Annotated in this window: 20 protein-coding genes and 1 tRNA gene; 19 read left to right on the top strand and 2 right to left on the bottom strand. The window is 36.3% G+C overall.

Going from position 1 to position 22,106, the window contains the following annotated elements; genetic code table 11:
- The first annotated feature begins 77 nt into the window (after positions 1-77).
- Together JOC59_RS01480 and plsY are read left to right on the top strand one after the other, a co-directional pair.
- On the top strand, positions 78-959 hold the full coding sequence (locus tag JOC59_RS01480) for an aldose 1-epimerase family protein (protein WP_205143021.1): 882 nt from the start codon (positions 78-80) through the stop codon (positions 957-959).
- Between the two features lie 72 nt (positions 960-1,031).
- The gene (plsY, locus tag JOC59_RS01485; protein WP_205143022.1) at positions 1,032-1,655 is read left to right on the top strand and encodes a glycerol-3-phosphate 1-O-acyltransferase PlsY; all 624 of its coding nucleotides are present in this window, start codon (positions 1,032-1,034) and stop codon (positions 1,653-1,655) included.
- A gap of 460 nt (positions 1,656-2,115) precedes the next feature.
- Here plsY and def read toward each other — a convergent pair whose 3' ends face one another.
- Positions 2,116-2,676, bottom strand: a complete 561-nt coding sequence (gene def, locus JOC59_RS01490) for a peptide deformylase (RefSeq protein WP_205143023.1) — start codon at positions 2,674-2,676, stop codon at positions 2,116-2,118.
- Positions 2,677-2,898: 222 nt separating this feature from the next.
- Between def and pdhA the strand changes: the two genes are divergently transcribed.
- The 16 genes from pdhA (at position 2,899) to glyS (ending at position 20,308) form a co-directional block, all read left to right on the top strand.
- Positions 2,899-4,014 (top strand): pyruvate dehydrogenase (acetyl-transferring) E1 component subunit alpha, encoded by a 1,116-nt coding sequence (gene pdhA / locus JOC59_RS01495; protein WP_205143024.1) that lies wholly within the window; start codon positions 2,899-2,901, stop codon positions 4,012-4,014.
- 2 nt (positions 4,015-4,016) lie between these two features.
- The gene (locus JOC59_RS01500) at positions 4,017-4,997 is read left to right on the top strand and encodes an alpha-ketoacid dehydrogenase subunit beta (protein WP_205143025.1); all 981 of its coding nucleotides are present in this window, start codon (positions 4,017-4,019) and stop codon (positions 4,995-4,997) included.
- A 14-nt stretch (positions 4,998-5,011) separates the two neighbouring features.
- The gene (locus tag JOC59_RS01505) at positions 5,012-6,331 is read left to right on the top strand and encodes a 2-oxo acid dehydrogenase subunit E2 (RefSeq protein WP_205143026.1); all 1,320 of its coding nucleotides are present in this window, start codon (positions 5,012-5,014) and stop codon (positions 6,329-6,331) included.
- A gap of 5 nt (positions 6,332-6,336) precedes the next feature.
- Entirely contained in the window at positions 6,337-7,749 is a 1,413-nt protein-coding gene (gene lpdA / locus JOC59_RS01510; RefSeq protein ID WP_205143027.1) for a dihydrolipoyl dehydrogenase, read from the top strand.
- Positions 7,750-8,075: 326 nt separating this feature from the next.
- Positions 8,076-9,428, top strand: coding sequence for an amino acid permease (locus JOC59_RS01515; protein ID WP_205143028.1), 1,353 nt, complete (start codon positions 8,076-8,078; stop codon positions 9,426-9,428).
- Between the two features lie 184 nt (positions 9,429-9,612).
- Positions 9,613-10,089, top strand: a complete 477-nt coding sequence (gene rimP / locus JOC59_RS01520; protein WP_205143029.1) for a ribosome maturation factor RimP — start codon at positions 9,613-9,615, stop codon at positions 10,087-10,089.
- Between the two features lie 44 nt (positions 10,090-10,133).
- Entirely contained in the window at positions 10,134-11,276 is a 1,143-nt protein-coding gene (gene nusA, locus JOC59_RS01525; protein ID WP_205143030.1) for a transcription termination factor NusA, read from the top strand.
- Positions 11,277-11,303: 27 nt separating this feature from the next.
- Complete coding sequence (rnpM, locus tag JOC59_RS01530; protein ID WP_311734460.1) at positions 11,304-11,600, top strand: RNase P modulator RnpM; 297 nt, start codon at positions 11,304-11,306, stop codon at positions 11,598-11,600.
- Positions 11,593-11,889: a L7Ae/L30e/S12e/Gadd45 family ribosomal protein gene (locus tag JOC59_RS01535; RefSeq protein ID WP_239516977.1), complete on the top strand. Its 297-nt coding sequence runs from the start codon at positions 11,593-11,595 to the stop codon at positions 11,887-11,889. The genes rnpM and JOC59_RS01535 overlap by 8 nt, the downstream gene beginning before the upstream one ends.
- A gap of 23 nt (positions 11,890-11,912) precedes the next feature.
- On the top strand, positions 11,913-14,159 hold the full coding sequence (infB, locus tag JOC59_RS01540) for a translation initiation factor IF-2 (protein ID WP_205143032.1): 2,247 nt from the start codon (positions 11,913-11,915) through the stop codon (positions 14,157-14,159).
- Between the two features lie 28 nt (positions 14,160-14,187).
- Positions 14,188-14,544 (top strand): 30S ribosome-binding factor RbfA, encoded by a 357-nt coding sequence (gene rbfA, locus JOC59_RS01545; RefSeq protein ID WP_205143033.1) that lies wholly within the window; start codon positions 14,188-14,190, stop codon positions 14,542-14,544.
- 223 nt (positions 14,545-14,767) lie between these two features.
- Positions 14,768-15,676, top strand: a complete 909-nt coding sequence (gene truB / locus JOC59_RS01550; protein WP_205143034.1) for a tRNA pseudouridine(55) synthase TruB — start codon at positions 14,768-14,770, stop codon at positions 15,674-15,676.
- A 27-nt stretch (positions 15,677-15,703) separates the two neighbouring features.
- Positions 15,704-16,642, top strand: a complete 939-nt coding sequence (gene ribF, locus JOC59_RS01555) for a riboflavin biosynthesis protein RibF (RefSeq protein WP_205143035.1) — start codon at positions 15,704-15,706, stop codon at positions 16,640-16,642.
- Between the two features lie 52 nt (positions 16,643-16,694).
- Positions 16,695-16,775: transfer RNA gene (locus JOC59_RS01560), tRNA-Tyr, on the top strand.
- A gap of 507 nt (positions 16,776-17,282) precedes the next feature.
- Positions 17,283-18,224, top strand: a complete 942-nt coding sequence (gene glyQ, locus JOC59_RS01565; RefSeq protein WP_205143036.1) for a glycine--tRNA ligase subunit alpha — start codon at positions 17,283-17,285, stop codon at positions 18,222-18,224.
- Positions 18,224-20,308, top strand: coding sequence for a glycine--tRNA ligase subunit beta (gene glyS, locus JOC59_RS01570; protein WP_205143037.1), 2,085 nt, complete (start codon positions 18,224-18,226; stop codon positions 20,306-20,308). The genes glyQ and glyS overlap by 1 nt, the downstream gene beginning before the upstream one ends.
- A gap of 223 nt (positions 20,309-20,531) precedes the next feature.
- Here the strand turns inward: glyS and JOC59_RS01575 are convergent, their stop codons facing one another.
- Positions 20,532-21,377, bottom strand: coding sequence for an N-acetylmuramoyl-L-alanine amidase family protein (locus JOC59_RS01575; RefSeq protein WP_205143038.1), 846 nt, complete (start codon positions 21,375-21,377; stop codon positions 20,532-20,534).
- A gap of 166 nt (positions 21,378-21,543) precedes the next feature.
- Between JOC59_RS01575 and JOC59_RS01580 the strand changes: the two genes are divergently transcribed.
- Positions 21,544-22,106, top strand: a 563-nt coding sequence (locus tag JOC59_RS01580; RefSeq protein ID WP_205143039.1) for an IS256 family transposase, incomplete at its 3' end; no start/stop codon positions are given.

Here is a 22,106-nt window from a genome sequence, read left to right on the forward strand (position 1 = left end):
TTTGTTAAGTCCAATACAAGGAAAGATTATGGTAAAATAATCACTGATTTTAAGAATGAATAAGGGGCGAAATACGGATGACGGTAAGACTTGAAAATGAAAATTTAATTGTGGAAATACACGAGCATGGTGCAGAATTGCAAAGTGTACGGCGTAAAGATATGCAATTAGAATATATATGGCAAGGGAATCCGAAATATTGGGGGCGACACGCACCAGTGTTATTTCCGATTGTAGGACGACTTAAGGATAATCAGTATACTTATCAAGACAACACTTATTATTTAAATCAGCATGGGTTTGCACGTGATTTAAATTTCATTGTTATATCTAGAACCCGAAATAGTGTGACTTTTGAATTACAAGATTCACCATTGACCAAGTCATTATATCCATTTAGTTTTTTATTTCAAATTAGATATGAATTAGACAATACTGATCGGTTAAAAATTAAATATTATGTACATAATCCAAGTAAGCAAGAAATATATTTTCAGGTTGGTGGACATCCCGCTTTTAATGCACCGATGGAAGCAAAAGCAAAATTTACAGATTACTATGTAAATGTTGATCCGGTTAAGGAGTATGATCGCATTAAACTAATTGGTCCATATTCAAACCCAACTGAACCAGAAAAATTTAATGCGCATATTCCATTGCGCTTACGCTACGATGATTATAAGGAAGATGCGATTATTCTTGCGCTTGAAAAAGAACCAACTTCACTTATTTTAAGCCGCTTATATGAATCTCATGGTGTAACAATGCATCTTGAAAATGCTGATTATGTTGGTATTTGGACACCTTATGGTAAGGAAGCACCATTTGTATGTTTAGAACCATGGTGGGGCTTAGCTGATACAGTTGATGCTACGGGAAATTTAACTGAAAAGTTTGCAATTAATAGCTTAGCAGGACACGCTAGTTTTTCTGGTGATTGGAATTTGACTTTTTTCTAAATTAAAAATATTTTGTAGAATTAAGTTAATATGGTATACTAATTTAAGCATTTTTTGAAAGTTGGTACTAAAGTGAAATTAGCAATATTATTATTACTGAGCTATTTTATTGGTTCATTACCATTTGGTTATTGGGTAGGCAAACTATTCTATCAAGTGGATATTCGTAAAGTTGGTTCAGGAAATATTGGTACAACCAATACCTTAAGAGTATTAGGACCAAAGGCTGGTGTTTTAGTTTTACTATTGGACTTATTTAAAGGGACATTAGCTGGTTATTTACCAATGATTTTTGGATTAAATGTTAATCCTTTTATTATCGGATTTGGATCAATCATTGGTCATACGTTTAGTGTGTGGATTGGTTTTAAAGGTGGGAAAGCAGTGGCAACTTCAGCTGGTGTGTTATTGGCGTACAATCCATGGCTTTTTTTGGTGGCTAGTAGTATCTTTGTCTTGATTATATTTTTGAGTAGTATGGTTAGTCTAGCGTCTGTTATTGGTTTTATTTTAATAACACTAACTGCATTTTTTATGCAAGATTGGTTTTTGACAGTAGTAGCTCTTATTTTGACAATTTTTGTTGTTTATAAGCATCGAGAAAATCTTAAGCGAATAATGCATGGTAATGAAAATTTAGTACATTTTGGATTACTTTATTGGTATCGAAAAAAAATCACTGATAATAATAAATAGTTAAAATAAAAATGACCAGTAGAAATGATTATCATTTCTACTGGTCATTTTTATTCTTAAAGAGGTTTGTTAGAATAATTAGCAATCTTTAAAATCATGACTGCTAATAGGTTTGATAAGCTAGATAAGTTTTTTACCTATTTTGAAAAAAATATCTAAAAAACCTCTCAGTTGGATTTAGTTCAATTCAAGAGGCGTAATACATGACACGCATTTCCAGCTAAGATGTGGCGATGGCACACCTTCATTTATTAAGGTTAATTGAATATAAGCATCTGTTAAATGCACGCTTTTTTGCGAGCATGCTTGGTGTTTAGGTTTTTAACATAACTGTGTTTACTAAATAAAAAACCATTAATATGTTAACAAAAAGATTAGTAGTTATTTCACAAAGTAAAAGACAAAGTCATTATCGGTAATTAGCTATTGTACTTGTTGAAGATTAGTGCAGTGAAAATAACTATTTAATGTATTTTGTGTCTTCATCTTCAGCCCAAGGATCAAGTTTATTAATGTGATCATAATATAAAATACCATGAAGATGGTCGATTTCATGCTGGAAAACAATCGCGGGATAATCTTTCAAGCGAATTTTAACTGTTTCGCCGGCTAAATTTTGAAAGCGCACGGTAATGCGTTCGTGGCGGATGACAAATCCAGGCACATCTTCGTCGACTGAAAGGCAACCCTCACCCATTTCTAACGCACCGTTTTGGACAGAATGTGAAATAATAACTGGATTACAAATGACACCCTTAAATAAGGGCTCATCATCTTCGTATTCGCCTGGAATTAAAATAGCAGTCATTTGTTTTGAATGGCCTACTTGAGGGGCTGCAAGTCCGACACCGGGACGTAATTTATACTTTTCATTTAATGTTTCATCTTGGCTAATAACTAAATATTCCATCATATCAGCTGCCAATTTTTCATTTTCTGCTGATAAAGGGAAGGTAACCTTGCTAGCTTCTTGCCGCAATACAGGATTCCCATCACGTGTTATATCTTTCATTAGATACATAATTTTTCCTCCATAATGATATATACTTTAAATTTTAACGTTTAAAGGATGGTTGTGCAACGTGTGTACCAAAAATTCTTATAATAAGTTCACAAAATTTCACAAAGTCCTTGTAATTGTTGGTAGTTTAACTTAATATAATAAGTGTAGATGTAACCGTTTACAGAATCGTTACATTTAGCTGTTTAGTAAACTAGTAGGTATATAGAAAGGACGCTTGATATGAGTAGTAGAGTTAAATTTGTTGATTTTGCCGCGAAGAAAGAAAGTCTAGCTTCGAAAGATAAACCATTACAAGTTATTAATAGTAAGGGGGAGATTATTAATAAAGAAATTTTCGATCAATATAGTGATGAAGAGTTGGTTGATTTGATGAAGTTAATGGTCTGGGAGAGAACTTTACACCAACGTTCAAATGCTCTAACTCGTCAAGGTCGTTTGGGGTTCTATGCTCCTACTGAAGGTCAGGAGGCGAGTGAAATGGGGGCTCAACTTGCGTTTAAGAAAAATGATTATTTACTTCCAGCTTATCGAGATGTACCACAATTAATTAAACACGGGCTACCAATCTGGAAAGCCTTTCTTTGGTCTCGTGGCCATGTCTTAGGAAATGACTTTGAAGAAGAAGGGGTTGTTGGATTACCTCCACAAATTATTATTGGTGCGCAATATGTACAGGCTGCAGGTGTAGCTTTGGGAATTAAAAAAAATGGCCTAACTGATACCGTTGCTTATACATTTACTGGTGATGGTGGTACGTCTCAAGGTGATTTCTATGAGGGAATTAACTTTGCGGGGGCCTACCAAGTACCTGCTGTCTTCTTTGTACAAAACAATGGATATGCAATTTCAACACCACGCCATGTACAGACTGCAGCTGAAACACTTGCTCAAAAAGCAGTAGCTGCTGGGATTCCAGCTGTACAAGTTGATGGAATGGATATTTTGGCTGTGTATGAAGTTGCTAAAGCAGCTCGAGATTACGCAGCTGGTGGTAATGGACCAGCCTTAATAGAGTCATTAACGTTCCGTTTTGGACCACATACTAATGCAGGGGATGATCCTAAGCGTTATCGTTCAACTGATGAAGAAAAACCTTGGTTTGATAGTGATCCATTAATTCGTTTACGTAAAGTATTAATGGATAAAAAGGTTTGGTCAGAAGAAATTGAAAATACCTATATTGAAGAGGTTAAAGCGGAAATTAAAGATGCAGTTAAAAAAGCTGATGAAGCACCAAAACAAAAAGTATCAGAATTTTTAGAAAATGTATTTGAAGAACCAACCCCTGATATTGTTGAACAAATTGCAGCATTCAAAGCGAAGGAGGCAAAATAATAATGGCAAAAATGAGTTATATTCAAGCTATCACAGATGCTTTGCGCGTTGAACTTAAGAATGATGATAAAACATTGATTTTTGGCGAAGACGTTGGTAAAAATGGTGGTGTTTTCCGTGCAACAGATGGTTTGCAAGCTGAATTTGGTGAAGAACGTGTTTTTGATACACCGCTAGCAGAATCTGGGATCAATGGTTTAGCCATGGGGTTAGCCTTGCAAGGATTCCGACCAATTCCAGAAATTCAATTTTTTGGTTTTGTATTTGAAGCAATGGATGAAATTGCTGGTCAAATGGCACGAACACGTTATCGGATGAATGGTAAGGTTGGATTACCAATAACGATTCGTTCACCATTTGGTGGTGGAACACATACACCGGAAATGCACGCCGATTCACTTGAAGCAGTTGTTGCTACTGTACCAGGATTACGGGTTGTGACCCCATCAAATCCATATGATGCAAAAGGGTTGTTAATTTCAGCAATTAAAAATAATGATCCAGTTGTCTTTCTTGAAAATTTAAAACTTTATCGTTCAATGAAGGACGAGGTTCCAGAAGGTGAATATACAGTACCTTTGGATAAGGCCAAAGTTGTGCGTGAAGGAACAGATATTACAATTATTGCGTACTCAGCAGAAGTCAATGAAAGCCTTAAAGTTGCTGAAAAACTTGAAAAAGAAGGCAAATCAGTTGAAGTTATTGATTTAAGGTCATTATCACCAATTGATACAGATACGTTAGTAGCATCTGTTAATAAAACGCATCGTGTCGTTGTTGTACAAGAAGCGCAACGAATGGCAGGTGTAGCAGCAAAAGTTGTTTCAGATATTTCAGAACGTGCAATTTTAGCCCTAGATGCACCAATTGGACGGGTATCAGCACCAGATACTATTTATCCGTTTGGTTTGGCAGAAGATGATTGGTTACCAGGGGCTGCTGAAATTGAAGAAAAAGTTCGCGAAATTTTGGATTTTAATTAGGAGGAAGCAGAAGTATGGCATTTGAATTTAAACTTCCAGAACTTGGTGAAGGTTTGCATGAAGGTGAAATTGCATCTTGGTTAGTCAAAGAAGGCGATCATATTGAGGAAGATGATGGTCTAGTTGAAATCCAAAATGACAAATCCGTTGAAGAATTACCATCACCAGTATCAGGAACCATTAAAGAAATTAAAATGGCAGAAGGTGACACTGCGACAGTTGGTGATGTGATTGTTGTGATTGATGATGGATCTGCTGATACATCAACACCAGCGCAGCCAGCAGCCCAGCCAGCAGTTGCGGCACCTAGCCAAACAGCTAGTGATGAATCAGCCACAACAAAAGAAGACGCACCAAGTGGTGATGCTAAGCCAGTTGCGCCAAGTCAAGGAACAGTTGCTAAACCAGGCCAAATCGTGTTGGCAATGCCATCAGTACGTCATTTTGCACGTGAAAAAGGAATTGATTTAGCACAAGTAGTAGCTAGTGGTAACCATGGTCAAATTTTAAAAACTGATGTTGAAACCTTTGTTAATGGTACAGGACAAGCTGTAGAACCAGTAAAAGCATCAACTGATGTACCTACTGCACAGTCAAATGTCGAAGCACCTAAGCCATTACCAACGCAAGCTAATGAAACACGTGAAAAAATGTCGTTAACTCGAAAAGCAATTGCTAAGGCGATGGTAACATCTAAGCATACGGCACCACACGTTACGTTATTTGATGAGGTTGAAGTTTCAGCTTTAATGACAAATCGTAAAAAATATAAGATGGTTGCAGCAAATCGCGATATCAAATTGACGTTCTTACCATATATCGTAAAAGCCTTAACGGCAGTTTTGAAGGCTTATCCTGTCTTAAACTCATCAATTGATGATGCAACTCAAGAAATTGTAACGAAACATTATTATAATGTAGGAATTGCAACTGATACTGATCATGGACTATATGTACCAAATATCAAGGATGCTAATACGAAAGGTTTATTTGAAATTGCTAGTGAAATTTCAGATAATACTGCTAAAGCACAAGATGGTAAATTAGGTGCAGCCGACATGAAAAATGGCTCGATTACAATTAGCAATATTGGCTCGATTGGTGGTGGGTGGTTTACCCCAGTTATTAATTATCCAGAAGTAGCTATCTTGGGTGTTGGTAAAATTGCTACTGAACCTTATGTCAATGATGAAGGTGAACTAGCGGTTGGTAAGATGATGAAATTATCGTTGAGTTTTGATCATCGGCTAATTGATGGAGCAACTGCCCAAAGAGCAATGAATTTACTTAAAGAATTGCTACATGATCCAGAACTATTAATGATGGAGGGGTAAGACACATGGTTGTAGGTGATTTTGCTGAAGAACGAGAAACAATAATTGTAGGAGCGGGCCCAGGTGGGTATGTAGCCGCTATTCGCGCAGCAGAACTTGGTCAAAAGGTGATGCTTGTGGAACGGGAATATATTGGTGGGGTTTGTTTAAATGTCGGTTGTATTCCATCAAAAGCACTTATTAGTGCAGGCCATCGTTATCAACTTGCAAGTTCTGAGTTGTTTGGAGTAACGTTAGGTGAAGGTACGTTAGATTTTACTAAAACCCAGGCTTGGAAAGATAAGGATGTAGTTGCTCGTTTAACTGGTGGTGTTGAAATGTTGCTCAAAAAACATAAGGTTGAAATCATTCGTGGAGAAGTATATTTACACGATGATCACACATTACGGGTAATGAGTGAAACAAATGAATCAGCAGCGCAAACTTATCGATTTGAGAACTTAATCTTAGCAACGGGCTCTCGTCCCGTAGAAATTCCTAATTTTAAATTTAATGGTCGCGTTATTGACTCAACAGGTGCTTTGAATTTAACTGAAGTGCCTAAGGAATTAGTTGTTATTGGTGGTGGCTATATTGGAACTGAATTAGCAGGAGCGTACGCTAATTTAGGTGCGCATGTAACGATTCTTGAAGGAACTGATGCAATATTACCAAATTTTGAAAAAGATATGGTAGATATTGTGAAAAAACATTTAAAAGCTAAAGGTGTTGATATTTATACAAATGCTTTAGCTAAAACATCACAACAAGATGACAAATCAGTTCAAGTCACGTATACAGTTGCGGATGAAGAAAAAACAATTACGGCAGATTATTGTTTAGTAACAGTTGGACGGCGACCTAATACTGATGAAATGGGTATCGAATATACTAGTGTTAAAGTTGGTGATCGAGGCTTAATTGAAGTTGATAATCAAGGTCGAACCGCAGCTACAAATATTTATGCCATTGGTGATATTGTGCCAGGAGCAGCTTTAGCTCATAAGGCGTTTTTCGAAGGTAAAATTGCAGCTGAAGCGATTAGTGGTGATCAAGCGGCTGCCGTTGACTATTTAGGTATTCCAGCTGTCTGTTTTGCTGATCCAGAACTAGCGACAGTAGGGTTAACAGTTGGTGAAGCTAAAGATAAAGGAATTAAGGCTAAGGGTTGGAAGTTTCCTTTTGCTGGTAATGGACGAGCATTAACTTTAGGTGAAACGGATGGTTTTATTCGCCTAGTTACTGATGAAAATAAAACGGTGATTGGGGCTCAGGTGATTGGGGCAGGTGCTTCTGATTTAATAGCAGAATTAGCATTGGCTGTTAATTCTGCGATGAATGTTGAAGATATTGCACTAACGATTCACGCCCACCCAACCTTAGCTGAAACAATTGCTGAAGCAGCTGATATGGCAATGGGTTTTCCAACTCATATTTAAGCATGCTTGTTGGCAATACTAAATAATTAACAATTATTTAGTATTTCTAGTTGACTTTTAATTAATTAGCAACTAATATTGTATTATGAAAAGATCGTCAGTGAAGAAAGAGGCTTAACTATAAATTGACTATTGTAGAAAGCTTACGATGATGTAAAGTAAGTATAGTTATTAGTTAAGTGGAACTTTTGGAGATAGTCTGCTCAACCTTAATTAAGTTGCTTAGGAAGCTAAGAAATAGGGTGGAACCGCGTTAATTGACGTCCCTATGTCAAATTTAATTTGGCATGGGGGCTTTTTGTGTTCCCATGCACGAGGTGAAAAGTATGGAAAAAGAAACACAACGTGAATTATCACGGGCACTGACACCTAGGCACATTCAAATGATTGCTATTGGTGGCGCTATTGGTACGGGGTTATTTTTAGGTTCAGGTACTGCAATTAAAGAAGCCGGGCCATCAATTATTTTGGCCTATATTATCACAGGGTTATTTTGTTTTATGATGATGCGTGCCGTTGGTGAATTATTATTATCAAATACTAAGATGCGTTCATTTATTGATTTTGTTCGAGTTTATTTAGGTGAGAAATGGGAATTTGCCATTGGTTGGGCATATTGGTTATGTTGGACAAGTTTAGCAATGGCTGACTTAACTGCGAGTGGAATTTATTTACGTTATTGGTTCCCTAGTTTACCTCAGTGGATTACACCGATGATTGTTATTTTTTCTTTGTTAGCAATTAATTTATTTAATGTTAAATGGTTCGGGGAAATGGAATCAGCATTTTCTACGATTAAGGTTTTTGCAATTATTGCATTAATTGTAGTCGGGCTAGGTATGATTATTACGGGCTTTAAAACGCCCACAACACATGCTACATTGACTAATTTAGTAAATCATGGTGGCTTTTTCGCTACTGGATTATCTGGCTTTATTTTAGCATTTCCAATGGTTATCTTTGCCTTTACGGGAATTGAAATGGTGGGACTTACTGCTGGGGAAACGGCTAATCCAAAACGTGATTTACCAAAAGCAATCAATGCTGTCCCGGTCCGAATTGGTTTATTTTACGTTGGAGCTATGCTCGTTATTATGAGTGTTTATCCGTGGAATGTCATTAATACTGAACAAAGTCCGTTTGTTCAGGTATTTACAGGAATTGGTATTAAAGCAGCAGCGGGAATTGTTAACTTTGTTGTTTTAACTGCGGCATTATCAGCAGCAAACAGTGCTATTTTTAGTACTAGTCGAACATTATTTGTTTTAGCCCGTAATAATCAAGCACCACAATGGTTTGGCCGTGTTAATCGGCATCATGTACCAGTAAATGGTTTAGTAGCCTCATCATTATTTTTGCTATTGATTGTTTTGTTAAACTATTTTGTACCAAATCAAGTTTTTGTATTAATATCTGGAGTAGCAACGATTAGTTTTATCTTTGTTTGGATATTACTTTTAATAACACATATTAAATATCGGCACGTTGGTAAAATAGAAGGTGTATACCAAATGCCAGGGTATCCAATTACCAATTATTTAACATTAGCGTTCTTTATGGCTGTTTTAATTGTTTTAATAGTTGACCAAGCAACGCGCTTTTCTGTCATTGCTACGATTATCTTCTTTATATTGTTAGTAGTTGGCTATAGTTTAGGACATAAGAAAACCAATCTTTAATATGAAATACTTGTCAGTAGGCTAGATTGGTGTTAATATTAGAGTTGTTCAAATATAACTCATAACTTGAGTGGGCAAATTAAATTGCCCGCTCATTTTTTTCGAGTTATGAGCTATCGATAAAATTTTTAGATAAAGTACTAGTAACTAACGAAATTTAACTAATAAGAGTGGAGGATGCTTTGTGGCAAGCAATGTCGTTGAAAAAATTACAGAATTAGTCACACCAATAATTGAAGAAAAAAACTTTGAGTTATGGGATGTCGAATTTGTAAAAGAAGGGCGTGATTGGTTTTTAAGAATCGCCATCGATAAACCAGGAGGAATCACAATGGATGACATTGTGTTGGCAACTAATGAGATTAGTGAAATGCTTGATGAAGTTGATCCTGATCCAATTCCTCAAGCATATATGTTAGAAATTTCATCTCCGGGCGCTGAGCGACAATTAAAACGGCCTGAAGATTATGAATGGGCGATTGGCAAATATGTACATGTTTCACTATATCAAAAAATTGATGGTGTTAAAGATTTTGAAGGTGATTTACAAAGTGTAACACCCACAGAATTAACTTTAAATTATTTGAAGAAAAACAAGCCAACAGAAATAACAATTGCGCGTGATAAAATTGCAAAGACGAGGTTGGCAATTAAGTTTTAAAATAATAGATTGTTTTATATTTAAGATGGAAGGTAAGAATTATCATGAGTAAAGAAATGATTGCGGCTTTAGATGCGCTTGAACAAGAAAAAGGCGTAAAAAAAGAAATTGTAATTGACTCATTAGAAGCTGCTCTTGAAGCAGCTTACAAAAGAAATTATGATCAAGCACAAAATGTCGAAGTGACATTTGAGCAAAAAAAGGGTGATATTACAGTTATGGCTGTTAAGACAGTTGTACCTGATGATGAATTTTATGATGAAACGACCCAAGTAACATTAAAAGAAGCTTTGACAATTAACAAAGCTTATGAAGTTGGTGATGAAATTCGCTTTAAGGTAACACCTAAAGATTTCGGTCGCATTGCTGCCCAAACAGCTAAGCAAGTTATTATTCAACGTGTTCGTGAAGCAGAACGATCAATTGTATATAATAAGTTTGTAGAATATGAAGATGAAATAATTACGGGTGAAGTTGAACGGTTAGATAACCGTTATCTTTTTGTCTTATTACCAGGTAACCAAGAAGCTGTTATGACACAACAAGACCAAATGCCTAATGAATCTTACCGAATGCATGATCACATTAAGGTTTTAGTTGCTAAAGTTGAAAATAATGCTAAGGGACCGCAAGTGTTTGTTTCACGGACACACCCTGATTTAGTTAAGCGTTTATTTGAACAAGAGGTTCCTGAAGTATATGATGGAACTGTAGAGATTATGAGTATTGCTCGAGAAGCAGGGGATCGGGCTAAAATTGCCGTTAAGTCAAATAATCCTGATCTTGATCCAGTTGGGACAATGGTCGGTCAACGTGGTGCACGTGTTCAAGCTGTTGTCAATGAACTATCAGGGGAAAACATGGATATTGTAGAATGGACGGATGATGCCGCCCAATTCATTGCGAATGCATTAAATCCAGCGGAAGTAGTCGATGTAATCTTTGATGAAGAAAATGAGCGTGCTGCAACAATTATTGTACCAGATAGTCAATTATCACTTGCGATTGGTAAGCGCGGCCAAAATGCACGCTTAGCAGCTCGGTTGACTAGTTTTAAGATTGATATTAAGCCAGAATCAGAAGCAGCTGCTTTTTTTGAACAACAGGCCCAAGCTAAAGCAACGATACAACAAGCAAGTGATTTTATTGAATCAGATGATGACAAAGTTGATGATGATATTGAATAATATTTATTGTGAAAGGGGATTAAAACAGTGAAACCTCGCAAAATTCCAATGCGTAAAGATATTGTCACTGGGGAAATGTTTCCCAAAAAGCAGTTAGTGCGCATTGTTAAAGATAAAGAAGATAATATTAGCATTGATCCAACAGGTAAGGCTAATGGCCGGGGTGCCTATATCGGTCTTGATGTGGAAATTGCTAAAACAGCAGCTAAGAAACGAACTTTTGATAAAGTTTTTGGTATTAAGGTAGCAGATGCTTTTTATGATGAATTAGTTGCTTATGTTGATCATCAACAGGCTCGAAAGGAACTTTTTGGTGATGAATAAAGACCAAACACTACAATTACTGGGTTTAATTAGACGAGCTAATGCTTTAATAACTGGTGAAGAATTAGTAGTTGGTGCAATTCGAAATAAAAAAGCTAAATTAGTATTACTTGCCAGTGATGCTGGTAAAAATACTACAAAGAAAATTAGTGATAAGGCACAATTCTATGAAATTACCGTGATTCGTGATTTTACACGCGAACAACTTAGTAATGCAACAGGGATGGCACGGAGTGTATATGCAGTAACTAATCCGGGATTTGCAAAAAAAATCTTACAGAAAAACTAAATAACAAAGGAGTGTGATTCAGTATGGCTAAACGTATTTATGAACTTGCAAAAGAACTAAACATTTCAACAAAAAGTTTGATTGCAACTGCCACCGATATAGGATTTGCAGTTAAAAATCATATGTCGACGGTTGGACCAAATGAGGAACGACAATTGCGTGAACGATTTGAGAAAAAAGTAGTGCCTAATCATTTAACGCAAAAGCATGATGAAAAACTAAAAGCTAGTCAATCTAAGTCTACAAATACAGCCACGACTGCTAGTAAGCAAGCAACTGATCATACGAATAAGAAAAGGGATAATAAACGACCTACAAATGTAAGTAAGAATGGCAGTGGGCGTTTCGGTGGAGCATTGAATAAAAACGGACAAAAAAATACAAATAACAGTTGGAATGGTAATAAAGGTAATGGTGGCCATAATCGTCATGGTAAAAAGGGCAAACGGAATAATAACCAACGTAGTAATGGCCCTGCTAAGGTGTTGCCACAACGTAAGGATCAACCACTACCAGAGGTATTAGTATATTCAGTAGGAATGAACGTACAAGACATTGCTAAGCTAATTCATCGTGATGCCGCTGAAATAATTAAAAAATTATTCATGCTCGGCGTGATGGTAAATCAAAACCAAAGCTTAGATGCTGAAACAATTGAAATTTTAGCAGCCGATTATGGTATTGGGGCTGAAGAAAAAATTGAAGTTGATGTTGCTGATACTGATAAATTCTTTAAAGAAGCACAACAAAATGCCGACTTTTCTGCACAACGGCCACCAGTAGTAACAATTATGGGACATGTTGATCATGGTAAAACAACTTTACTAGATTATCTTCGTAATTCACATGTGACTGAGGGTGAAGCTGGTGGAATTACCCAACATATTGGGGCTTACCAAGTTAAGTTGCAAGATCGCATTATTACGTTCTTAGATACACCTGGACATGCGGCCTTTACGGCGATGCGCGCTCGTGGAGCAGATGTGACGGATATTACGGTCTTAGTTGTTGCAGCAGATGATGGTGTAATGCCACAAACAATTGAAGCAATAAACCATGCTAAGGCTGCAAAAACACCAATTATTGTGGCTGTTAATAAAATTGATAAACCAGGTGCAAATCCTGATAATGTTATGAATCAGTTAATGCAATATGAATTAGTGCCAGAAGAATATGGTGGCGATACTATTTTCGTTAAAATTTCAGCTAAATTTGGTCAAAACGTTGATGAATTACTAGAAATGATTTTGCTTCAATCTGATGTCTTAGAATTAACTGCTAATCCTAAACAAAATGCAGCTGGTTCAGTTATTGAAGCACAACTAGATAAAGGTCGAGGACCAGTAGCGACATTACTTGTACAACAAGGAACACTTAAAGTTGGTGATCCAATTGTCGTAGGTAACACCTATGGTCGTGTTCGGACAATGACCAATGATCGTGGCCGTCGGATTAAAGAGGCATTACCATCAATGCCTGTTGAAATTACTGGTTTGAACGATGTGCCTGATTCAGGTGATTTATTTGTGGTCTTTGATGATGAAAAAACTGCCCGAGCAGCTGGTGAAGAACGAGCCAAGCGAGCATTGCTAGCTAATCGACACCGTAACAATGTGGTCTCAGTGACTGATTTATTTAGTAAGATGGCTGATAAGGATCTTAAATCAGTGCCAGTTATTATTAAAGCTGATGTTCAAGGATCGGTTGAGGCCTTAGCGGGTTCATTCCGTAAAATTGATGTGGATGGTGTTAAGGTTGATATTGTGCACACAGCAGTAGGAGCTATTAATGAATCAGATGTGACATTAGCAGAAGCATCTGGGGCAATTATTGTCGGCTTTAATGTGCGGCCAACTCCGCAAGCGCGTCAACAAGCAGATAGTGAAGAGGTTGATATTCGTCTTCACAATGTGATTTATAACGCGATTGATGAAATTGAAGCCGCAATGAAAGGTCAATTAGAGCCTGAATTTGAAGAAAAAATCATGGGTAATATTGAAGTACGTGAATTATTCAAAGTTTCAAAAATTGGGACAATTGTTGGTGGTATGGTTACTGACGGAATTGTAAAGCGTGATTCAAGTATTCGTTTAATTCGTGATGGTGTTGTTGTATACGAAGGTAAATTAGGTTCATTGAAACGCTTTAAAGATGATGTTAAAGAAGTTAAAAAGGGTTATGATCTTGGTTTAACAATTGAAAACTACAATGATGAAAAAATTGGTGATGTAATTGAAGCCTATGAAATGGTTGAAGTTCCTCGGCAATAATTTGCGCAACAATAAAGGAGGGTAATATATGCCACAAGGACATTATCGTGTGGGACGTCTCTCACAAGAAGTTCAACGGGAAGTAAATGATATTTTGCTTAAAAGAGTTCGTGATCCACGAGTTGAAGGTCTCACAGTTACTGGTGTGGATGTAACGGGTGACCTACAGCAAGCAAAAATTTATTATAGTATTTACTCAGATTTAGCTTCAGTCGCACAAAAAACACAACAAGGATTAGAAGCGTCAACAGGGTTAATCAGACGCGAATTAGGGCAACGATTGAGTACTTACAAAATACCTGAATTAATTTTTGTACGTGATGAGTCTGTTCAATATGGTGATCGTATTGAAAGTTTATTGCGTAAGCTAAATACACAAGATTAGATAGTTAAAGTTAAAAGGAGTTTTAGCAAGACAGCGTTTTGTTATAGCTTCTTTTTTGTTGAAAGTGGCATAATTAAAATTAAACCCTAGTGAAGTTAAAAAAGCTAGGATGGAATATGGTTTATTTAGATAATACGGTATACTTGAATGGAACTAGTGAACTAATAGTTAAAAAACAGAAAGGTGATACTACTACAACATTGTTAGTAGTTATTAAGTTAACATGAATGGAATTTTACCAGTATATAAAGAGCGTGGGATGACAAGTCATGATGTTGTTTTTAAATTGCGAAAAATACTTAACACGAAAAAAATTGGGCATTCAGGGACGCTTGATCCAAATGTTGACGGCGTACTACCAGTTGCAATAGGGCGAGCTACAAAGGTAGTTGATTATTTAATAGCCTCGGGTAAAGTTTATCGTGGCAGCATTACACTAGGCTTTGCTACGACAACTGAAGACTTAGATGGGGAGGAAGTTGAGAGAATCCGTTTAAATGCACCGTTTACAAATGAACAAATAAATAGTGCTTTAGCTCAATTAACAGGTGTAATCACGCAAATTCCACCAATGTATTCGGCAGTCAAGGTTAACGGTAAAAAATTGTATGAGTATGCTCGAGCAGGTGAAGCAGTAACACGGCCTAGTCGACAAGTAACAGTTAGTGACTTTAGGCAAATTAAGGAGGCAACTTGGGATGCCGCCGCTAAAACACAAACAATCTATTTTGAAGTTGCCGCTTCTAAAGGAACGTATGTGCGGACCCTAGCTGTTGACTGTGGCTGTATTTTAGGAGTTCCCGCAGTAATGTCAAGCCTAACCCGCTTTAAATCAGGTGGCTTTGAAATTAAAGAGGCCATTAAATTAAGTGAGATTCAAACACTAGTAACTAATAATGAATTGACGAGTTATTTAAGGCCCATTGATTATCCATTAATGCAATATTCTTTAATTGACGTAAATAATGACTTATGGGAACGTTTGAAAAATGGTGGTTGGTTTACTAAAAATGAACTAAATATTGATGCTGATGTTATAAGGATGCGTTATCAAAATGAAACTAAAGCACTTTATCAATGGGATGATCAAAAAAAGGTTTATAAACCGTTAAAAATGTTTAGTAATCAATGATGAATGGTGAAGTATGGGTGAAGAAATATGCGATTAATTGACTTAAGATATCCATTAGATGTAAGTAAGGTTTTAGATGAGCCAGTTGTCTTAGCGATGGGCTTTTTTGATGGGGTACACTTAGGACATCAAGCGGTATTAGCAAAAGCAAAACAAGTTGCACAGAAACGTGGAATAAAAATGGCGGTATTAACATATGATCATCATCCTCAAATTGTATTTAGCAACATTCCGACATATTTTAAATATTTATCAGCACCAGAACGCAAATTAGAACTATTGGCTACACATGGTGTTGATATTGTGTATCGAGTTAGTTTTACTTCAAAATTAGGCAATTTGATACCACAAAAGTTTGTCGATACATATTTGTTAGGATTACATGCAAAAGTGGTTGTGGCAGGTTTTGATCATACGTATGGCCCAAAAGATATGGCTACGATGGCCCGGTTACCAGAGTATGCTAAAGGTCGTTTTGAAGTCATTGAGGTTGCGCCTACTGAATTGACAACTGAAAAAATTGGATCTACTGCAATTAGAAACTATCTCGACCAAGGTAAGCTAGAGTGTGCCAATGCAATGTTAGGGTATGTGTATCAGACAACTGGGCTAGTTGTGCATGGTAAAGAAATTGGGCGAACATTGGGTTATCCAACAGCAAACATTTTGACGCCCGTTGATGAGCGTATTCCAGCAGTAGGAGTTTATGCTGTTGAAATTTATGTTGGTGAGCAATGGTACCAGGGGATGGCATCAATTGGGTATAATGAAACCCTTGGAGGAGGTCGACCGAAAACATTGGAAATTAATATTTTAGATTATCAAGATGAAATTTATGGTGAAAATATTAAAGTTAAATGGCAAAAATATCTACGACCAATGGTTAAATATGCTGACTTACCGACATTAATTGCTCAATTGGCGCAAGATGAAAAAAATGTCCGTAACTTTTTTGCAGAAAAATAAAATTATTATTGACAGTCAGTTATATTATTGATACTATAATATAGTTGATTGCGGGGGGGTAGCGAAGTGGCTAAACGCGGCGGACTGTAAATCCGCTCCTTCGGGTTCGGAGGTTCGAATCCTCTCCCCCCCATAATTTTAATTAAGTGAAAAGCCGTGTAGGTAAGTACATTTTTAAGAGTTTAGACGTATGTCCTAGACTCTTTTTTTATATATTTATTCTCAAAATAGGTGCCAAAATTGGCCTTAATTTCGTTTGACTAAAAGTCAATATGAAAGGGCTTGGTTAATAATAGACAGTCTTTTAGTAGATGCGGTTTTATTACTAACTTATTTTATTTAAGGTTTAATAATAAAATTATTGACAAGCAACTGTATCCGTACGATAATCAATCATGATATGAAATATTTGTTAGTGCTGATGAAAGAATTTTGTTTTGGTAAAATATTAAGCGAGCTTAGGACAGTGAAAGCTAAGTTATTTTTAATTACAAAAGGCACTTTTGGAGCTATCAATGTAAAAGCTGCCTAGTTACCTAGGAAGTAGGGTGGAACCGCGTGATAAACGTCCCTACACCAATTTTTTGGTGTAGGGCTTTTTTATTGTGATTTTGCTATGTTAATTTAGGAGGAATATATTTTGACAAAAAAATTGCCGATGCAACAAATTATTTTAATATTGCAACAATATTGGGCTAGTCAAGGAGCAATGTTAATGCAATCTTATGATACTGAAAAAGGGGCAGGTACCATGAGTCCGTATACTTTTTTACGAGCAATTGGGCCAGAACCTTGGAATGCAGCGTATGTTGAACCATCACGGCGACCAGCGGATGGTCGTTATGGTGACAACCCAAACCGTTTATATCAACATCATCAATTCCAAGTTGTCATGAAACCATCACCAGATAATATTCAGGAATTATATTTAGGATCGTTAAAAGAACTAGGAATTGAACCGCTAGAACATGATATCCGTTTTGTAGAAGATAATTGGGAAAATCCTTCAATGGGCGCAGCCGGTGTTGGTTGGGAAGTCTGGTTAGACGGAATGGAAGTTACTCAGTTTACTTATTTTCAACAAGTTGGGGGACTACAAGTCGATTCAGTTACCTCAGAAGTTACCTATGGCTTAGAACGGTTAGCCTCATATATTCAAGATGTAGATACAGTATATGATTTAGAGTGGGCTGATGGGGTTTTATACGGTGATATCTTTAAAGAACCTGAATTTGAACATTCAAAATATTCATTTGAAGAGTCAAATCAAGAGATGCTCTTATCAATGTTTGATAATTATGAACGTGAAGCAAAGCGCTTATTAGAATTGGGGTTAGTACATCCAGCCTATGATTATATTTTAAAAAGTTCACATACATTTAACCTATTAGATGCGCGCGGGACAGTTTCGGTTACCGAAAGAGCGGGATATTTGAGCCGTATTCGTAATATGGCACGCCTAGTAGCAAAGGCATTTATTGCTGAACGTAAAAAATTAGGCTTCCCCTTATTAAAAGATCATGCCTTAAGAGCAAAATATTTAACCGATAATGAAAAAGATTTGAAAGGAGATAATAACTAATGGCTCATAATTTTTTATTAGAAATTGGCTTGGAAGAAATACCTGCCCATGTTGTTACACCTAGTATTAGCCAATTGCAACAACGGGTTAGTTCGTTTTTAGCAGAACAACGAATTGATTATCAAGAGATCAAAGTCTTTTCAACACCTCGACGCTTAGCAATTCAAGTAATGGCTTTAGCAGATGCACAGCCTGACATTGAAGAAGAAGTGAAGGGGCCAGCCAAAAAAATCGCGTTAGATAGTAATAACAATTGGTCTAAAGCCGCACAAGGCTTCGTACGTGGTCAAGGGTTAACTGTTGATGATATCACTTTTAAAGAATTAAAAGGGGTTGAATATGTATATGTTACTAAGTTCGTTAAAGGGCAGCCGATAGAACGTGTTTTGCCAGAATTAAAAAAACAAATTATGGCAATGACATTCCCCACAACGATGAAATGGGGTAATTATTCATTTGAATATGTACGACCAATTAAATGGATAGTTGCTTTATTAGACGATAAAGTTATTCCATTTTCAATTTTAGACATTGTTGCTGATCGTACAAGTCGAGGACACCGATTTTTAGGTCATGAAGTAACTTTTGCAGATGCACTAGATTATGAAGAAAAGTTAATGGCGGATTTTGTAATTGCGGATGCTGATAAACGGAAACAATTAATTAAAAAGCAAATTGAACAAATTCGGCTCACTAATAATTGGAATGTCGTGCTTGATGAGAATTTATTAGAAGAGGTCAATAATTTAGTTGAATGGCCAACGGCATTTACGGGTTCCTTTAAAGATGAATATTTAGCTGTTCCTGACGAGGTTTTAATCACATCAATGAAAGAACATCAAAGATTCTTTTATGTAACTGATACCGCTGGAAAATTGTTGCCCCACTTTATTGCTGTGCGTAATGGAAATACTGAATTTTTAGATAACGTTGTACGTGGAAACGAAAAAGTTTTAACAGCTCGATTAGAAGATGCAAAATTTTTCTATACTGAGGATCAAAAGCAATCGATTTCAGATTATATGGTAAAAGTTAAAAAATTAACTTTTCACGATAAAATTGGCTCAGTGTACCAACATATGCAACGTGTTGGTATTATTGCACATCAAATTGGTAAAAAAGTTGGCATCAGTAATGCAGAATTGGTTGACTTACAACGAGCGTCTGAAATTTATAAATTTGATTTAGTGACTGGTATGGTTGGTGAGTTTTCAGAATTACAAGGAATTATGGGTGAAAAATATGCTCGTATTTTTGGTGAAAATAACAATGTGGCGCAAGCAATTCGCGAACACTATATGCCTATTTCAGCAGAAGGTGTTTTACCAATATCTAAGATTGGAGCTATTCTCGCATTAGCTGATAAGTATGATTCAATTATCACATTTTTTGCTGCCGGTATGATTCCTTCTGGGGCCAACGATCCTTACGCCTTACGCCGAGCAGCTTTAGGAATAGTTCGTATTTTAAAAGAACAACAATGGCATCTTGATTTTGAAAAGTTAAATGAAGTGTTAGTATTAGCATTGGCTACTAATACTACTGGCTTACCAACAGTAGTAATTGAGAATATAGATAGTGTAACTGACAGTGTTTTGCTCTTTATACAAGATCGAGTTAAGCAAATGTTAACTAATGCTGACACCCGGCATGATATTATTGAAGCAGTAATAGGTAATACAAATACTGATATTTTAACAATATTTGAACAAGCTAATGTTTTAATGGTTCATAAAGATGATGCTGATTTTAGAAGTGTGATTGAAACGTTAACGCGAGTAATTCGTCTCACCAAACAAAATCAAGTGACACCCGATAAAGTTGACACTCGTTTGTTTGAGGATGCTAGTGAAGAGGCTTTATTTATAGCAGTTGAAGATGTTATAAATAATATTGGCAATGCACCACTCAGTCAACTTTATACTTCGTTGGCAAAACTAGTACCAACGATTGTGACGTACTTTGATGCCAATATGATTATGGCTAGTGATAAAGCGGTGAAAAATAATCGCTTAAGACAATTAAATATTATAGCTAGTTTAGCTAAACAACTAGGCGATTTAGATAATCTAGTTGTTAAGTAAGCGTTAATTTTATATTTAGCATATTTTTTATTTGCTAGTAATTGTTTTTTTAGAAAAAAGGTTAGGTGAACTGACCCCTCGAATTGGAGGAAATCCAATCGAGGGGTTTTTCTTATAGAAATAATAAAAACCTAATACTATTGAGCTAGGTCTAAAGTATTAGGTGCTAAAACTTAAATAATTTATTTAGAATTTTAAAAATAACTTGTTGAAAAAGACATGATTACTTAAAGTAATTTGCTAATCCTTGACGGACAGCGACGGCAACCTTATGAGGATAATTGGCTGATGCAATCGCTTTAAAATCATCATCGTCATTGATATAGCCCATTTCTAATAAAACTGCCGGTCGTGAATTATCCCGAATTACTAAAAAGTCGCCAAAATCAACGCCTTTATTTTTCATCGGAAAATTATTCATATATTTATTTAGCGCTTTCCCCAATGCAAGTGAACCATTTTTTTTGTGGTAGTAATACGTAGTTAAACCACTAGCAGAGTTTTTGGTAGGGGCAGAGTCATAATGAAATGAAATAAATGCGTCAGCAGTATGTTGTTCAGCGATTTTAGGAATTTTAGACAGATAGACGATTTTATCAGTATGGCGGGTTATAATAACATTAGCGCCGTAACTTTGAAGGACCTTTTTAACCTCTAATGCTGTTTTTAAGGTGTAAGTCTTTTCATACGCGCCCGTATTAGAAAGCGCACCAGTATCAGAACCACCATGTCCAGGATCGAGTACGATGGTAGTTTCAGCTAAATCCGTAAGCTTTTTAAGCGGCTTTTTGCGAGTTAATAACCAAGATGCCACCCATGCAGTTTGTTCATTTGGTCGTCTAATTTTATACCATTGACCATGCTTTTCAATAATTTTGACTTTAGTATTTTTATGTAATAGTGCTAACCTTTTACTATTGTGAGTAGGCTGACTACGAGTCGGAATACTTGCTAATTGAACAGTGACTTGATTCTTATTAAGTAACAAAAAGGTCATAATGACGATTAAGCAAAGCATCAGACCAGTTATAAAAATGGGGATTAATTGTTTTTTTAAGTAAGCTTGCATAAGGATCTCTGTCTTTCATAGATTAAAGTAATGTACTAAAATATATTATAAGCAAAGATGATAGGGCATACACGCTTTTTTTCATGTAATCTCAAATTTTGGTTATGTCCGTATAATTGGTGTAAATTCTAAATAGGACTTTGTGAAATCTGAAAGGAACTTCATTATGCCAAAGGTTGAATTAAATTTAGAAGATGACGAATTAAATGAACTATTACTAGGTGATCGGGATAAGGCCATGCAATCAATTATGGCCAAGATACTTGATGAAATTCTTAAGTCCGAAGCGACTGAGCAGATTAAAGCTAAGGCTTATGAACGTTCGGATGAACGAACCAATTCACGGAATGGTTATCGGGTTCGTCAGCTTACCACTCGCGTAGGGTCTCTAGAACTACACGTTCCTAAACTCCGTCATGGCAATTTTTCAACACAGTTGTTCAAACGCTACCAGCGTAGTGAGCAGGCGTTTGATTTGGCATTAATGGAAATGGTAATCCGAAGTGTTTCAACACGTAAAGTAGCTGAGATTACTAAGAAGTTATGTGGGACAACCTTTTCTAAAAGTACGGTCTCGGCTTTATGTAATAATTTGGACGACCAAGTGCTGGATTTTAACCGACGTCCCCTTACGCAAAAGTATGCTTTTGTGTATGCCGATGCAATTTTATTTAAGGTACACCGTGGTCACGTTGTGACAAGTAATAGCTTACTCGTTGCGATTGGAAT

Origin of the sequence: Periweissella beninensis (genome assembly GCF_016908275.1) — a bacterium.
Taxonomy (GTDB): domain Bacteria; phylum Bacillota; class Bacilli; order Lactobacillales; family Lactobacillaceae; genus Periweissella; species Periweissella beninensis.

What these genes read in the sequence shown, in the direction of transcription:
- JOC59_RS01505 (WP_205143026.1), top strand. Translation starts at nt 5,012, where the DNA reads ATGGCATTTGAATTTAAACTTCCAGAACTTGGTGAAGGTTTGCATGAA.
- JOC59_RS01535 (WP_239516977.1), top strand. Translation starts at nt 11,593, where the DNA reads ATGAATAAAGACCAAACACTACAATTACTGGGTTTAATTAGACGAGCT.
- ribF (WP_205143035.1), top strand. Translation starts at nt 15,704, where the DNA reads ATGCGATTAATTGACTTAAGATATCCATTAGATGTAAGTAAGGTTTTA.
- JOC59_RS01500 (WP_205143025.1), top strand. Translation starts at nt 4,017, where the DNA reads ATGGCAAAAATGAGTTATATTCAAGCTATCACAGATGCTTTGCGCGTT.
- infB (WP_205143032.1), top strand. Translation starts at nt 11,913, where the DNA reads ATGGCTAAACGTATTTATGAACTTGCAAAAGAACTAAACATTTCAACA.
- JOC59_RS01480 (WP_205143021.1), top strand. Translation starts at nt 78, where the DNA reads ATGACGGTAAGACTTGAAAATGAAAATTTAATTGTGGAAATACACGAG.
- nusA (WP_205143030.1), top strand. Translation starts at nt 10,134, where the DNA reads ATGAGTAAAGAAATGATTGCGGCTTTAGATGCGCTTGAACAAGAAAAA.
- JOC59_RS01575 (WP_205143038.1), bottom strand. Translation starts at nt 21,377, where the DNA reads ATGCAAGCTTACTTAAAAAAACAATTAATCCCCATTTTTATAACTGGT.
- pdhA (WP_205143024.1), top strand. Translation starts at nt 2,899, where the DNA reads ATGAGTAGTAGAGTTAAATTTGTTGATTTTGCCGCGAAGAAAGAAAGT.
- def (WP_205143023.1), bottom strand. Translation starts at nt 2,676, where the DNA reads ATGTATCTAATGAAAGATATAACACGTGATGGGAATCCTGTATTGCGG.
- rbfA (WP_205143033.1), top strand. Translation starts at nt 14,188, where the DNA reads ATGCCACAAGGACATTATCGTGTGGGACGTCTCTCACAAGAAGTTCAA.
- glyS (WP_205143037.1), top strand. Translation starts at nt 18,224, where the DNA reads ATGGCTCATAATTTTTTATTAGAAATTGGCTTGGAAGAAATACCTGCC.
- lpdA (WP_205143027.1), top strand. Translation starts at nt 6,337, where the DNA reads ATGGTTGTAGGTGATTTTGCTGAAGAACGAGAAACAATAATTGTAGGA.
- JOC59_RS01515 (WP_205143028.1), top strand. Translation starts at nt 8,076, where the DNA reads ATGGAAAAAGAAACACAACGTGAATTATCACGGGCACTGACACCTAGG.
- truB (WP_205143034.1), top strand. Translation starts at nt 14,768, where the DNA reads ATGAATGGAATTTTACCAGTATATAAAGAGCGTGGGATGACAAGTCAT.